This is a genomic window from Streptomyces sp. x-19, from assembly GCF_046549115.1.
Lineage (GTDB): Bacteria > Actinomycetota > Actinomycetes > Streptomycetales > Streptomycetaceae > Streptomyces > Streptomyces albulus_C.
Map to the genome: position 1 here is coordinate 13,886 of NZ_JAJPWK010000023.1, position 13,808 is coordinate 27,693.

Here is a 13,808-nt window from a genome sequence, read left to right on the forward strand (position 1 = left end):
CCCACCACCGCGACGTGCGGGCCGCCCGTCCCTACGACACCGGCAAGTGGTCCAGCCGCCGCAGGATGACGCCCTCCCGCAGCGCCCACGGGCAGATCTCCAACGTCTCCACGCCGAACAGGTCCATCGCCGCCTCGGCCACCAGCGCCCCGGCCAGCAGCTGCCGCGCCCGCCCCTCGGAGACCCCCGGCAGCGCGGCCCGCTCCTGCGCGTTCATCCGCGCCAGCCGCGGCACCCACTCCTCCAACTTCTTGCGGGACAGCTCGCGCTGCACGTACAGGCCCTCCGCCGAGCGCGCCGCGCCCGCGAGCCGGGCCAGCGCCTTGAAGGTCTTGGAGGTCCCGACGATCTGGTCGGGCGTGCCGTAGCGGGAGAAGTCGCTCACCACCCGGGCGATGCCGGCGCGCACCTGGCGGCGCAGCGCCCGGACGTCCTCCGGGTCCGGCGGGTCGGCGCGCAGCCCGCTGCCGGTCAGCCGGCCGGCGCCGTACGGCAGGGAGACGCCCACGTCCGGGTCCTCGTCCAGGCCGTAGGCGATCTCCAGCGAGCCGCCGCCGATGTCGAGGACGAGCAGCCGGCCGGCCGACCAGCCCAGCCAGCGGCGGGCTGCCAGGAACGTCAGCCGCGCCTCGTCCTCACCGGAGAGCACCTGGAGGGTGACCCCGGTCTCCTCGGTGACGTGGCGCAGCACCTCCTCGCCGTTGGTGGCCTCGCGGACCGCGGAGGTGGCGAACGGGAGCACGTCCTCGACGCCCTTGTCCTCGGCGACCTGCATCGCCTCCTGGATGGTGCGCGCCAGGCGGTGGGCCCCGGCCTCGTTTATGGCGCCGTCCTCGTCGAGGAGTTCGGCCAGGCGCAGTTCTGCCTTGTGCGAGTAGGCGGGCAGCGGGCGCGCGCCGGGGTGTGCGTCGACCACCAGAAGGTGGACCGTGTTCGAACCCACATCGAGGACACCGAGTCTCATACGGGGAAACCTACTGCCGTGACGGGAGACACTGGGTGCCGGCCGTACGCTGGACCCGTGGCAAAGACGAAACAGGCGAAGCACGAAAAAGCCCTGAAGAAGGAAGAAAAGCGGCGCGCCAGGGCCGCTGCGGCCGCGCGGTCCGGCGACGGGGCCACGGCCGACGAGGTCGGCCTCGACTTCGCCCGCGCCTGGGTCACCTTCCCCGACCCCGGCGACGACGAGCAGCTCTTCCGCTGCGACCTGACCTGGCTGACCTCCCGCTGGACCTGCATCTTCGGCAGCGGCTGCCAGGGCATCCAGGCCGGCCGCGCGGACGACGGCTGCTGCACGCTCGGCGCGCACTTCTCCGACGAGGAGGACGAGGAGCGGGTCGCGCAGCACGTGGCGCGGCTCACCCCCGACCTGTGGCAGTTCCACGACGTCGGCACCGACTCCGGGTGGATCGAGGAGGACGAGGACGGCGAGCGGCAGACCCGCCGCTGGCAGGGCTCCTGCATCTTCCAGAACCGCCCCGGCTTCGCCGCCGGCGCCGGCTGTTCGCTGCACATCCTCGCGCTTCGCGAGGGCCGCGAGCCCCTGGAGACCAAGCCGGACGTCTGCTGGCAGCTGCCGGTGCGGCGCACCTACGACTGGATCGACCGGCCGGACGACACCCAGATCCTCCAGGTCACCATCGGCGAGTACGACCGCCGCGGCTGGGGCCCCGGCGGCCACGACCTGCACTGGTGGTGCACCTCCGCGACCTCCTCGCACGGCGCCGGTGACCCCGTCTACGTCACGTACCGGCCGGAGCTGACCGAGCTGATGGGCGAGGCCGGCTACGCCAAGCTCGTCGAGCTGTGCGAGCAGCGGTTGGCCGCGCAACTGCCGCTGGCGCCGCACCCGGCCGACCCAAAGCCGCCGGCCGCCGGCACCGAGTAGCCGACGGCGCCCCGGCCCGGCACGCCCTGGCGCCCGGGCCTCACTGCGGCGGTCTCGTGGTGTGCGACGGCTTCGGCGGCGGGGTGGGTCCCGTGCTCGGCGTCGGGCTGCCGGTGGGGCCGGTGCGGGTGGGCGTCGGGGACGGCGCCGGGTGCGTCGGGGCGGGCCGGGTCGGCCGCGGCGACGGCCGGGTGGGCTCCGGGCCGGGATCTCCGGACGAGGGGACGCCCGGCCCCGGGGCGGGCTCCGGCACGCCGTGCCCCTCCAGTTTCACGACGGTGCCGCCGGGCTCGATGGCGACCTTGGTGCGCCAGTGGCCCTCGGGTTCCCGGTCGTGGTCGACGTAGACGGTGATCCGCGCGCTCTGGCCTGGTTGCAGCTCGCCCGCGGTGTGGCTCATCTGGAGCCAGGGCGCGCCGGTCGCCGCCCGCCAGCGCACCGGGGTGCCGCCGGAGGCGCGGATCGTGATGACGGTGGTGCCCTCGGCGGGCTGCGCGTCGACCGTCAGCCGGCCCGGCCCGTGCTGCTCCCGGCCGTCGGGCGGCGTCGGGCCGGCGTCCGGGCTCTGCACCGCGACCGAGACGTCCGACGTGCCGTCGCCGACCGGGGGGTCCGGACGCGGGGACGTGGGCCGGGCGTTGCCCGCGTTCTCGTAGGGGCGGCCGTCGAGCCGGTCGCCGGTGAGCGAGCCCTGGGCCTCGTGGGCCGCCACCGTCGGCAGCACGTCCGTCTCGCCCACCTCCGGGGCGTTGCGGTACGCCGCCCACAGGGCGAGCACCGGCGCCGCCAGGACCGTGGCCACGACGGTGGTGGTCAGCGCCCGGTGGCGACGGCGTCGGCGACGCGCGGACCGGTCGGTGGGGGCGAGGGGGAAACCCCTGCGGTCGTAGCGTGGAGAACCGTTTGCTCCACCGCTCCGCCCGGCGCCGGTCGGAGCGGTCCCCGGCAGCCCCACGGCCCGCCCGGACCGGGACGTCCGGGCCGCCGCCAGCGCCGTGCACACCGCCGCCCGGTCCGCGGTGACCAGCGCCAGCGCGCCCTGTTCGGCCGGTGCGGTGCCCGGCCAGGGGCCGGCGGCGGTGGCCCGCTCGGCGGTCCGGCGGCACTCCGCGCAGTCGTCGACGTGCCGCACCAGCTCCCGGCGGAGCGCCGCGCCCAGCAGCATCTGACCGTCCCCGGCCAGCCGGGCGACGTCCGGGCACCGCCCGAACTCCACCACCGCCAGCGCGGCCCGGGTCCGCTCCACCTCGCAGGACGCCGCGGCCAGCAGCGTGCGGGTGGCGGCCGGGTCGGCGCCGGTCACCGCGGCGATCTCCTCCGGTGCGAGCCGGTGGCGCACCGCCAGTTCCAGCACCTCGCGCTGCTCGGGAGTGGTGCCGGCCGCCTCCGGCCAGGCCAGCGCGGCGAGTTCGCGCTGCCGGGCCGGTGTCCGTCCGGGGTCGGGTGGGGCGACGGCGTCCGGGGCGGCCTGCTCGGCGAGCCGGCGCAGGCACGCCCAGCGGACCAGGGCGTAGAGCCACGGGCGGAAGAGGGCGGGATCGCCGGGGCGGCGGCCGTACTGGCGCTCGGCGAGGGCGAGGGTCTCGCCGAGGACCACGGCCGCCGCGTCGTGCTCGCACAGCACGGACAGGCAGTAGGTGAACAACCCGTCCAGATGGGGCTCGTAGCGGTCCTGGTGCTCGGGGCGGCCGGGCCGCCCTTCGGTCTGCGGCCGGTGCCGGCGCGGCGCGGCGGTGCGCGACCGGAGTGCGCCGGTGGTGTGCGTAGGGTGCTCGGGCCTGCTGCTCATCACCCCGGCGACGGTAGGCGGATGATGCAGCCACACCTGTGCAGCAGGGGCACTTTTAACCCTTACGGGTGACCATCTCCCTCAAAAGGGGACACGGATCTGCTAAATGCCCGTCGCATGCGCACGGCGCACGCCACCCGGTCGGCGCAACGGCCGCCACGGCCGTCTCCCCGCGCTCGCCGGGGCCCGCGCACCACCCGCTGTCACACCCCGCCGCTACGGTGGCGTCATGGCAACTCGCAAATCGTCGGCCAAGGAGCGCCCCTCGTACCGCTGCACCGAGTGCGGCTGGACCACCGCCAAGTGGCTCGGCCGGTGCCCGGAGTGCCAGGCGTGGGGCACGGTCGAGGAGTTCGGCGGCACCCCCGCGGTGCGCACCACCGCGCCCGGCCGGGTCACCACCGCCGCGCTGCCCATCGGCCAGGTCGACGGCAAGCAGGCCACCGCCCGCTCGACCGGCGTGCCGGAGCTGGACCGTGTGCTGGGCGGCGGGCTGGTGCCCGGCGCGGTGGTGCTGCTGGCCGGCGAGCCCGGCGTCGGCAAGTCCACCCTCCTGTTGGACGTCGCCGCCAAGGCCGCCTCCGCCGAGCACCGCACGCTCTACGTGACCGGTGAGGAGTCCGCCAGCCAGGTCCGGCTGCGCGCCGACCGCATCCGCGCGCTCGACGACGACCTCTACCTGGCCGCCGAGACGGACCTGTCCGCCGTCCTCGGCCATCTGGACAGCGTCAAGCCCTCGCTGCTGGTCCTGGACTCCGTGCAGACCGTCGCCTCGCCCGAGATCGACGGTGCCCCCGGCGGCATGGCCCAGGTCCGGGAGGTCGCCGGCGCCCTGATCCGGGCGTCCAAGGAGCGCGGCATGTCCACCCTCCTGGTCGGCCACGTCACCAAGGACGGCGCCATCGCCGGCCCCCGCCTGCTGGAGCACCTGGTCGACGTCGTCCTGCACTTCGAGGGCGACCGGCACGCCCGGCTCCGCCTGGTCCGCGGCGTGAAGAACCGCTACGGCACCACCGACGAGGTCGGCTGCTTCGAGCTGCACGACGAGGGCATCACCGGCCTCGCCGACCCCTCCGGCCTGTTCCTGACCCGCCGCGCCGAGCCGGTGCCCGGCACCTGCCTGACGGTCACCCTGGAGGGCCGCCGCCCGCTGGTCGCCGAGGTGCAGGCGCTGACCGTCGACTCGCAGATCCCCTCCCCCCGGCGCACCACCTCCGGCCTGGAGACCTCCCGGGTGTCGATGATGCTCGCCGTCCTGGAGCAGCGCGGCCGGATCAGCGCCCTCGGCAAGCGCGACATCTACAGCGCCACGGTCGGCGGGGTGAAGCTCAGCGAGCCGGCCGCCGACCTCGCGGTCGCCCTCGCGCTGGCCAGCGCCGCCAGCGACACCCCGCTGCCCAAGAACCTCGTCGCGATCGGCGAGGTCGGCCTGGCCGGGGAGGTCCGGCGGGTCACCGGCGTCCAGCGTCGCCTGTCGGAGGCCGCCCGGCTCGGCTTCACGCACGCCCTGGTCCCCTCCGACCCCGGCAAGATCCCCGACGGGATGCGGGTCCTGGAGGTCGCCGACGTCGGCCAGGCGCTCTCCGTGCTGCCCAAGCGGGTCCGCCGGGAGGCCCCACGGGAGGAAGAGGCGCGCCGGTAGACTTTGCCCCGGTCTCGCCCGTCACCGCCGTCCCACCGCCGGCTGCGTAACTCCCCGGATACCCTCCTGTGGTACGCACCGCGGCACCGGCCGGACGGCCCGGACCGACAGACCATGCGACGGAGGAGTGCAGTGGCAGCGAACGACCGGGCGTCGTCTCCCGGCAGGTCCGGAGGGACCTCCGGCACCGAGAGCCTGATGCGCGCCTCGCTCAGCGCCGTCGCGCCCGGCACGGCCCTGCGGGACGGCCTGGAGCGCATTCTCCGCGGCAACACCGGCGGCCTGATCGTCCTCGGCTTCGACAAGTCCGTCGAGTCGATGTGCACCGGCGGCTTCGTGCTGGACGTCGAGTTCACCGCGACCCGGCTGCGCGAGCTGTGCAAGCTCGACGGCGCGCTGGTGCTCGACAAGGACATCACCAAGATCCTGCGGGCCGGCGTGCAGTTGGTGCCGGACGCCTCCATCCCCACCGAGGAGACCGGCACCCGCCACCGCACCGCGCAGCGGGTCTCCATCCAGACCAACTTCCCGGTGGTCTCGGTCAGCCAGTCGATGCGGTTGATCGCGCTCTACGTGGACGGCGAGCGGCGCGTACTGGAGGAGTCCGCGGCGATCCTCTCCCGCGCCAACCAGGCGCTGGCCACCCTGGAGCGCTACAAGCTCCGCCTGGACGAGGTCGCCGGCACGCTGTCCGCCCTGGAGATCGAGGACCTGGTCACGGTCCGCGACGTCTCCGCGGTCGCCCAGCGCCTGGAGATGGTCCGCCGCATCGCCACCGAGATCGCCGAGTACGTCGTCGAGTTGGGCACCGACGGCCGCCTGCTGACCCTCCAGCTCGAAGAGCTGATCGCCGGCGTGGAGCCGGAGCGCGAGCTGGTCGCCCGGGACTACGTCCCCGAGCCCACCGCCAAGCGCTCCCGCACGGTCGCCGAGGCGCTGGCCGACCTGGACGCCCTCAGCCATCCGGAGCTGCTCGAACTCCCCATCGTGGCCCGCGCGTTGGGCTACAGCGGCGCGCCCGAGACGCTGGACTCGGCGGTCTCGCCGCGCGGTTTCCGCCTGCTGGCGAAGGTCCCCCGCCTCCCCGGCGCGGTCATCGACCGCCTGGTCGACCACTTCGGTGGCCTCCAGAAGCTCCTCGCCGCCAGCGTCGACGACCTCCAGGCCGTCGAGGGTGTCGGCGAAACCCGCGCCCGCTCGGTCCGCGAGGGCCTCTCCCGCCTGGCGGAGTCGTCGATCCTGGAGCGGTACGTCTAGGGGGACGCCCGGGGCCCGCCCAAGAGCTCGGAATACCTCCCCCCGCCACCCCGTTGAGGCCCCGTAGGGGGCGCTCACACCCCCTACGGGATCTGTTCGCACCCCCCGTAGGGAATCCTTCGCCCCCGCAGGGACCCGCCCACCCCTCAGGCAAGCCCGCCCCTCAGGCAAGCCCACGCCCCTCAGGGAAGCCGCCCCCGTCTTCAGGCCGGGTCGGCGACGAGGGCGCGCTCCCAGTGCTGGGTGTCGGCGTACTCCCGCATGTCGGCGATCCTGCCGCCGCGGACGGTGAAGATGGCGGTGTTCTTCTGCTCGTAGGGCCGGCCGGTCTTCCCGGTCGCCCAGGAGTCCCATTCGACGAGCACCTGCTCGCCCTCGCCGAAGACGTTGGTGACCCGCACGCCGACCTCCCGGTCCGGGTCGAGGTGGGCGAACGCGGTCGCGAGGAAGCCGTTGATCACCTGGTCCCGGCCCTGCCACGTGCCGGAGATCGGGAGGTCGCCGCCGTACCAGCAGCTGCCGTCCTCGGCCCACGAGTCCCGGATCGCGTCCTGGTCGCCGGCCGCCAGCGCCGCGAAGTAGCGCTGCACCACGTCCTTGGGTCCGATGCTGTTCATGGGGTGCTCCCGTCCTGGCTGGGGTCCGGCGGTGCGTCCGCCTGACCCCAAGTCAAGCCGTGCCGGCGGTGCCGAACAACGCGCGATCCGCACCCGCAGCCATCACCGATCGAGATCAATCGCCGGCCGGGGCGGGCCTCCGCGCGATGCCGCCGGACGGGCCGGCCCCGGCGCGGTGCCGCCGGTCACCGCTCCAGCACCGCCGCCTCCTTCTCCGCCGGCAGCCCCAGCACCGGCCGGTCCGGGCGCTGCGGCGCCACTCCGCCGAGGCGGCCGAGCCACGCCCAGGTGTCCGCCACCGTCTCCTCGACCGGCCGGCAGCGCAGCCCGGCCGCGACCGCCGCGGCGACGTCGGCGCCGTGCATCGTGTCGTGGAGTTCGCCCGGCGGCAGCCAGACCGGCAGCTCCGTCCACGGTGCGATGCCCGCCGCCAGCACGTCCTCGGGTGCCATCCAGCGCAGTTCGGCCGATGCGCCGGTGGCCCGCACGCAGCTCTCCAACAGTTCGCCCATCGTGGTGTGTCCCGGCTCGCTCACCAGGTTGTACGGGCCGGACCGCCCGTGGGCCACGGCGTCCAGGGTCCATTCCGCGAGGTCGCGGGCGTCGATGTACTGCAACGGCAGGTCGCGGGGGCCGGGCGCGAGGACCGGGCCGCCGCGGGCGATCCGGGTCAGCCACCACGGCAGCCGCCCGACGTTCTCGTGCGGGCCGAGGATCAGCCCGGGGCGGATCAGTAGCGTCCGGTCGGCCCCGAACGCGTCGAGCGCGGCGAGTTCGCCGCCCCGCTTGGCCCGCGCGTAGTCGTCGGCGTCGGTGGCCGTCGGGTCGGCGCCCGTCACCAGCGGTGCCGTCTCGCTGATCCGCTGGGTGGGCGGATAGGCGTAGACGGAGACGGTGGAGACGTACGCGTACGTCACCGCCCGGTCGGCCAGCAGCCGGGCCGCGTTGCTGACGGCCACCGGCGCGGCGCTCCAGGTGTCCACGACGGCGTCCCACGCGCCGTCCTCCAGGGCGGCCAGTCCGCCCGCCGCCATCCGGTCGCCGTGCCGCACGGTGACCCCCTCGGGGGCCGGGTGCCGTCCCCGGTGGAAGACCGTGACGTCCCAGCCGCGGGCCAGCGCCGCCTCGGCCACCGCCCGTCCGACGAACTCCGTACCGCCCAGAATCAGAAGCTTCATGGCGGCGACTGTGCCCGCGCGGACGGGCCGTCACCACCGGTGCCTGCTGTGAGCAGATCCTCTGAGAGCGGAACTTGCGGAGGCGGCGCCTCCGCGGGGTGCCGGCGCGGCCCGGGGCGGCGCCGCGCGGCACGGCCCTTGGTTCAGTCCTTGGCCAGGACGAACGAGGTGTGGACCGCCGCCAGCCCCGGCGCCTTGGCCTCGATCAGGTACGTGCCGGCCGGGACCGCGGCGGCGCTGGGCGTGGCGCACTGGGGGCCGCTGGCGTGCCGGTCCCACTCGACGGTGCGGGTCACGGTGCCCTTGGCGGGGATCTGGAGCAGTGCCGGGCCGGCGCCGGTCGCGCAGTCGTCGGAGGCCCACACCCGGTCGTCGCCGGCGGTGTCGGTGATGGTGAGCACCGCCGCCTTGCGCCCGAGGTCCACCTTGCAGGCCGTGCCGCCGGAGTTCTGCACGGCCAGCTCGAACTTCGGCTTGTCGCCGGGTGCGTAGGAGTTCTTGACGCTCTTCAGCGTCAACTTCACGGTGTCGGAGCCGCAGTTGGCGAGGGACGGGCCGGCCGCGACGACGTCCCCGCCGGCGGCCTGGCCGATCGGCGCCGGACCGGAACCGGCACCACCGGCCCCCGAGCCGCCGCCGGCGCCCCCGCCGGAGCCCCCGCTGCCGCCGTCCGAGCCGGCGCCGCCCGTCGTGCCGGCGCCCGAACCGCCGTCGGAGCCGCCGGCACCCGACTCGTCTCGACCGCCGGGCTTTTGACCGATCGCCGGGCCGCTGGGCGTCGGCCCCGGCGTGATGGAAGCAGCGGGTCCGGATCCTTGCGCGCCCTTGCCCTCGTTGGCCGTCTTCTCGTCGTTGCCGCCCATGGCGAGCACCCACACCACCAGGGCGAGGAGGAGGACGATGACGGCCAGCGCAACGGCCCTCCGCCGCCAGTAGATGGAGGAGGGAAGCGGCCCGATCGGATTGCGCAGTGATCCCACGCGAAAACTCTACGAGAGATCCGGACCGGCACCGGCCAGTACCCGCCGCATCGGGCGGCAACTTTTCCCATCATCAGCCCGGTGACGGTCCGCAGTCGCCCATACCGGCACTTCTCACCCGCGTCACCGCCCGTCCCGCTCCGTGCTCCGCCCGGCCCGCCGCGTTGACTGACCTGCCGTCAGATACCGCGTCGACCACCTGGTTCCGTACCGTCATCGGCCATGAACAGCACCGCGCTCTACCTCGACGTGACCGGCCTCGCCCACCGGTCCCCGGACTGGCTCCGCACCCTGGCCGACCTCGGCACCTCCGGCGGGCTGCTGCTCCTCATGGCGGTCGCCGTGCTGGGGTGGTGGCGGGCCCGCGGCATCGACGCGCACCGGGTCGCCCGGGCGCTGCTGGTGCCGGTGGCCACCCTGCTCGCCTACGTCCTGAGCGAGGTCGTCAAGAGCCTGGTGACCGAGGAGCGGCCGTGCCGCGCGGTGGCCGGCGCGCCCGCCCCGATCGTGCCGTGCCCGCCGCACGGCGACTGGTCCTTCCCCAGCAACCACTCGACGCTCGCCGCGGCGCTGGCCGTCGGCATCGTCCTGGCCTGGCGGGCGGCCCTGTGGCTGGCCCTGCCGGTCGCGCTGCTCACCGGCTTCTCGCGGGTCTTCGTCGGCGTGCACTACCCGCACGACGTCCTGGTCGGCCTCGGCGTGGGTGCCCTGGTCGCGGCGCTGAGCGCGGCGCTCCTCACCGGGCCGGTGACCCGCCTGGTCCTGCGGCTGCGGGACGGCCGCTGGCGGGTCCTGGTGGCGGCGTAGCCGGCGCCCGCCCACCGGGCGCGCCCGCGAGGGGTACTACGCCCCCCACTCCTCCTTGTGGCCAAAACCCTGCGCGTTGTCGATCAGCCGCAGCCAGTCCGGGCGCAGTTCCCACAGCGCGGTCCGTTCCAGGGCCGCGCGCAGCCGGTCGTCGGCGGCGACGAAGGGGAAGCGCGCGGTGTAGGTGCGCCAGCCGGCGTCCCGCTCGGCGCCGCTCAACGGTCGGCAGCCGCCGCGCCCCTGAATCCCTCTCAGCCCGCTCCACTCCTGGCCGTCCCGCTGCACCGTGAACGCCGCCCGGGCGCCGGGCCGGCCCAGGGCCCGGCCGTGCCGGGTGTGCGCCGCGGTGACGAAGTACAGCGCCGGCGCCCCGTCGGGGGTCGTGCCGGCGGCGTAGAGGACCGCGCACGCCTGCGGCCCGTCCTCGTCCACGTAGGCCAGTGTCACGGTGGTGTGCTCGGCCAGTGCCCGTCGGATGCCGTCCGGGCAGCCCGCTCGGGCGGCCCCTTCCGTGGGGCCGCCGGCGTCCTGGGTACCGCTCGTCTCCTCCATGCCCGCATCCTCGTACGCCCCCGCCGTCCCGTCCGCACCGGCCCGCCGCCCGGTGCCCGGTGCCCGGCGCGGCCCCGCGGAGCCCGGCCCGGCACCGGTCGCCCTTCCTGCGAGTGGGTGGGCGCGCGGCGGGGCGGGGCCGGTGCGTTTCTCGGGGGCGGGCGGGCGTGCCAGGATCGGCAGTGCCATGACTTCCACGCATGCCATTCCCAGTGCCCTGACCCCCGCCGCCGAGAACGCCTCCGCCGCCGCATCGGCCGCGGAGGCCACGGACGGGACCGGGCTGCACGGCCCGGTCACCGACTGGTTCGCCGAGCACGCCCGCGACCTGCCCTGGCGCCGCCCCGAGGCGGGCGCCTGGGGCGTGATGGTGAGCGAGTTCATGCTCCAGCAGACGCCGGTCAGCCGGGTGCTGCCGGTGTACGAGCAGTGGCTGGCCCGCTGGCCGCGGCCGGCCGACCTCGCCGCGGAGCCGCCCGGCGAGGCGGTGCGCGCCTGGGGCCGGCTCGGCTACCCGCGGCGCGCGTTGCGCCTGCACGCCGCGGCCTCCGCCATACAGGAGCGCCACGGCGGCGACGTCCCCCGTGAACACGCCCAGCTGCTGGCGCTGCCCGGCGTCGGCGAGTACACCGCGGCGGCCGTCGCCTCCTTCGCCTACGGGCAGCGGCACGCGGTGCTCGACACCAACGTCCGCCGGGTCTTCGCCCGTGCCGTCACCGGCCGCCAGTACCCGCCGAACGCCACCACCGCCGCCGAGCGCAAGCTCGCCCGCGCCCTGCTCCCCGGGGACGAGGACCTCGCGGCGCGCTGGGCGGCGGCCACCATGGAGCTGGGCGCGCTCCTGTGCACCGCACGCAGCCCCGAGTGCCACCGCTGCCCGATCGTCGCGCAGTGCGCCTGGCGGCAGGCCGGGTCGCCGGCCCACGAGGGGCCGCCGCGCCGCACCCAGGCGTACGCCGGGACCGACCGCCAGGTGCGTGGCAAGTTGCTCGCGGTCCTGCGGGAGGCGGTCACGCCGGTGCCGCAGGGTGCCCTGGACGCGGTGTGGGACGAGCCGGTGCAGCGGGCCCGTGCGCTGGACGGGCTGGTGTCGGACGGTCTGGTGGAGCCGCTGGGCGGCGGCCGCTACCGGCTGCCGCACTCGTGAGCGTTCCGGTCGGCCGGCGTCGGCTACGTCACGGTCCCGTCATGTGACGTCGCCGTCGTTTTCCTCGTCTTCTACGGGCGCGGACCCCTTTGGGGCCGCGCCCGTAGGCGTGGGGCCACCGGTCGGTGGGCGACGGGGCACCGTCGCAAACCGCTCGCCCGCGGAACTGACTGGATAGCGTCCCGATATGGCGGGTTCTGTCCCTCGCGGGTGGTCGCAAGCGCCTCATGAGTCGCGCTCGGGACCTTCGTCCCCCCTGGTGGGGGCCTCTCATCCGCCGCGAGTATGACGCCGTTCCGGCCCCCGTCCGTCCGAGGTATGACCCCCAGCGGGCTGTTACACAACCGACGGTTTTCCGTGCACTCGTTGAGTGGCCGACGCACATTACGCCGCAACACCCCCTCCGTAGCGTCTTTCTCGTGCTGGAGATGACCACCGGCACGGACAACGCGGGGAAACGAAAGCGGATCGGAGGCGTCGGGATGGCGACCAGCGGCGGCAAGGTACTGGACTTTGAAGAGTACGTGCGGACCCGGCAGGATGCCCTGCTGCGCAGCGCCCGGCGTCTGGTGCCGGATCCCGTCGATGCCCAGGACCTCCTCCAGACGGCCCTGGTCCGCACCTACGGCCGCTGGGACGGCATCGCGGACAAGTCGCTGGCGGACGCCTACCTCCGCCGCGTCATGATCAACACCCGGACCGAGTGGTGGCGCGCCCGCAAGCTCGAAGAGGTGCCCACCGAGCAGCTCCCGGACGCCAGCGTCGACGACGGCTCCGAGCAGCGCGCCGACCGCGCCCTGCTGATGGACATCCTCGGCGTGCTCGCCCCCAAGCAGCGCAGTGTCGTCGTGCTGCGCCACTGGGAGCAGATGAGCACCGAGGAGACCGCGGCGGCGCTCGGCATGTCCACCGGCACCGTCAAGAGCACCCTGCACCGTGCCCTCGCCCGGCTCCGCCAGGAGCTGGAGAACCGCGACATAGACGCACGGATCCTGGAGCGCGGGGAGCAGGAGCGTTGCGCGGCCTGAGCGGCGGCGCACCGGGCCGGGCCATCGAGGGCGCGCCGCGCGAGCGGACCGCGCCCCGCGGCGCGACGGGAAGCAGTTCCGGCGGCACGGCCGGTGACGTAACCAAGCCCACAGCCCGGCTCACAGCTTGGCGCGCGACAATCTCAGGGAGACCGGCGGCCGGGCACCCGGTGGCAACAGGAACGGCGGCTGTGCGAGCGGCACGGTGAGCGGGAGCGGATTGTCCAGAAACAGGCTGTCCAGAAGCCTGACCAGAAGCAGCTTGACCAAGGGCGGCGCGGCCACTGCGGGTGTGGCCGCCGTCGGCCTTTTGCTGGCCGGCTGCAATCCCGGTGGCGAGGGCATCCGCAAGGAGGGCACCGCCAGCAACACTCCCGCACCCCGGGGCGCGGTGAGCGCCGCGCCGGCGCCCACGCCCAGCACGCACTACAAGAAGGTCAACGCGGTCAAGCTGCTCGCCGCCGACCCGAAGGTCAGCGCGGACGTGAAGCGCGCCGTCGCCAAGCCGTGCGCGGCGAACGAGTACCCGATAGAGGTGACCTACGCCTCACTGACCGGCAGCAAGTCCCCCGACGTCATCGTCAACGTCATGACCTGCGCGGATTCCGTCGGTCTCGGCACGTACGTCTACCGCGAGCGGCCCGGCTCCGCGGACGGGTATGACAACGTGTACGCGAACGAGCAGCCGTCGGTCTACGCCGGCGTGGACAAGGGCGAGCTGGAGGTCTCCCGCCAGACCTACGACACCGGCGACAAGGTGTGCTGCCCTTCGGGGGAAGATGTCATGACGTACCGCTGGGCGAACGACCACTTCACCGAGTACGACCGGTACCACACCGATTACAGCAAGACCACCGTCGACGACACCCCGGACGACACCGCCGGCCCCGTCGGCACCACGGGAGCGGAGGGCTGACAACCGC

The 13,808-nt window shown here is 74.6% G+C and carries 14 protein-coding genes; 7 read left to right on the forward strand and 7 right to left on the reverse strand.

Annotation, left to right across the window (positions count from 1 at the left end; translation table 11 throughout):
* Positions 1–31: 31 nt before the first annotated feature.
* A complete protein-coding gene (locus ACLJT4_RS33620) occupies positions 32–964 on the reverse strand; it encodes a Ppx/GppA family phosphatase (RefSeq protein WP_411128221.1) in 933 nt (310 codons plus the stop codon).
* A 57-nt stretch (positions 965–1,021) separates the two neighbouring features.
* Between ACLJT4_RS33620 and ACLJT4_RS33625 the strand changes: the two genes are divergently transcribed.
* Positions 1,022–1,888: a hypothetical protein gene (locus ACLJT4_RS33625; RefSeq protein ID WP_411128223.1), complete on the forward strand. Its 867-nt coding sequence runs from the start codon at positions 1,022–1,024 to the stop codon at positions 1,886–1,888.
* A gap of 40 nt (positions 1,889–1,928) precedes the next feature.
* Here ACLJT4_RS33625 and ACLJT4_RS33630 read toward each other — a convergent pair whose 3' ends face one another.
* On the reverse strand, positions 1,929–3,677 hold the full coding sequence (locus ACLJT4_RS33630) for a BACON domain-containing protein (RefSeq protein ID WP_411128225.1): 1,749 nt from the start codon (positions 3,675–3,677) through the stop codon (positions 1,929–1,931).
* A gap of 229 nt (positions 3,678–3,906) precedes the next feature.
* Between ACLJT4_RS33630 and radA the strand changes: the two genes are divergently transcribed.
* Together radA and disA are read left to right on the forward strand one after the other, a co-directional pair.
* Positions 3,907–5,319: a DNA repair protein RadA gene (gene radA, locus ACLJT4_RS33635; protein WP_411128227.1), complete on the forward strand. Its 1,413-nt coding sequence runs from the start codon at positions 3,907–3,909 to the stop codon at positions 5,317–5,319.
* A 132-nt stretch (positions 5,320–5,451) separates the two neighbouring features.
* Positions 5,452–6,576 (forward strand): DNA integrity scanning diadenylate cyclase DisA, encoded by a 1,125-nt coding sequence (gene disA / locus ACLJT4_RS33640; RefSeq protein ID WP_037636685.1) that lies wholly within the window; start codon positions 5,452–5,454, stop codon positions 6,574–6,576.
* A gap of 203 nt (positions 6,577–6,779) precedes the next feature.
* Here disA and ACLJT4_RS33645 read toward each other — a convergent pair whose 3' ends face one another.
* The 3 genes from ACLJT4_RS33645 to ACLJT4_RS33655 form a co-directional block, all read right to left on the reverse strand.
* Positions 6,780–7,193 (reverse strand): nuclear transport factor 2 family protein, encoded by a 414-nt coding sequence (locus ACLJT4_RS33645; protein ID WP_411128230.1) that lies wholly within the window; start codon positions 7,191–7,193, stop codon positions 6,780–6,782.
* A gap of 185 nt (positions 7,194–7,378) precedes the next feature.
* Positions 7,379–8,371, reverse strand: coding sequence for an NAD-dependent epimerase/dehydratase family protein (locus tag ACLJT4_RS33650; RefSeq protein WP_411128232.1), 993 nt, complete (start codon positions 8,369–8,371; stop codon positions 7,379–7,381).
* Between the two features lie 143 nt (positions 8,372–8,514).
* Positions 8,515–9,351, reverse strand: coding sequence for a hypothetical protein (locus ACLJT4_RS33655; RefSeq protein ID WP_411128234.1), 837 nt, complete (start codon positions 9,349–9,351; stop codon positions 8,515–8,517).
* Between the two features lie 222 nt (positions 9,352–9,573).
* Here ACLJT4_RS33655 and ACLJT4_RS33660 point away from each other — a divergent pair, with 222 nt between their 5' ends.
* Positions 9,574–10,158 (forward strand): phosphatase PAP2 family protein, encoded by a 585-nt coding sequence (locus ACLJT4_RS33660; RefSeq protein WP_411128236.1) that lies wholly within the window; start codon positions 9,574–9,576, stop codon positions 10,156–10,158.
* Positions 10,159–10,194: 36 nt separating this feature from the next.
* On the opposite strand, the gene ACLJT4_RS33665 is transcribed toward ACLJT4_RS33660, so the two are convergent.
* The gene (locus ACLJT4_RS33665) at positions 10,195–10,710 is read right to left on the reverse strand and encodes a pyridoxamine 5'-phosphate oxidase family protein (RefSeq protein WP_411128238.1); all 516 of its coding nucleotides are present in this window, start codon (positions 10,708–10,710) and stop codon (positions 10,195–10,197) included.
* A gap of 187 nt (positions 10,711–10,897) precedes the next feature.
* Here ACLJT4_RS33665 and ACLJT4_RS33670 point away from each other — a divergent pair, with 187 nt between their 5' ends.
* Both ACLJT4_RS33670 and ACLJT4_RS33675 read left to right on the forward strand, forming a co-directional pair.
* Positions 10,898–11,857, forward strand: coding sequence for an A/G-specific adenine glycosylase (locus ACLJT4_RS33670; RefSeq protein ID WP_275463554.1), 960 nt, complete (start codon positions 10,898–10,900; stop codon positions 11,855–11,857).
* 482 nt (positions 11,858–12,339) lie between these two features.
* Positions 12,340–12,885: a SigE family RNA polymerase sigma factor gene (locus ACLJT4_RS33675; RefSeq protein ID WP_037634527.1), complete on the forward strand. Its 546-nt coding sequence runs from the start codon at positions 12,340–12,342 to the stop codon at positions 12,883–12,885.
* A gap of 120 nt (positions 12,886–13,005) precedes the next feature.
* Here ACLJT4_RS33675 and ACLJT4_RS33680 read toward each other — a convergent pair whose 3' ends face one another.
* The gene (locus ACLJT4_RS33680; RefSeq protein WP_411128240.1) at positions 13,006–13,155 is read right to left on the reverse strand and encodes a hypothetical protein; all 150 of its coding nucleotides are present in this window, start codon (positions 13,153–13,155) and stop codon (positions 13,006–13,008) included.
* Between ACLJT4_RS33680 and ACLJT4_RS33685 the strand changes: the two genes are divergently transcribed.
* Positions 13,148–13,801 (forward strand): hypothetical protein, encoded by a 654-nt coding sequence (locus ACLJT4_RS33685; protein ID WP_411128242.1) that lies wholly within the window; start codon positions 13,148–13,150, stop codon positions 13,799–13,801. The genes ACLJT4_RS33680 and ACLJT4_RS33685 overlap by 8 nt on opposite strands.
* Positions 13,802–13,808: the final 7 nt, after the last annotated feature.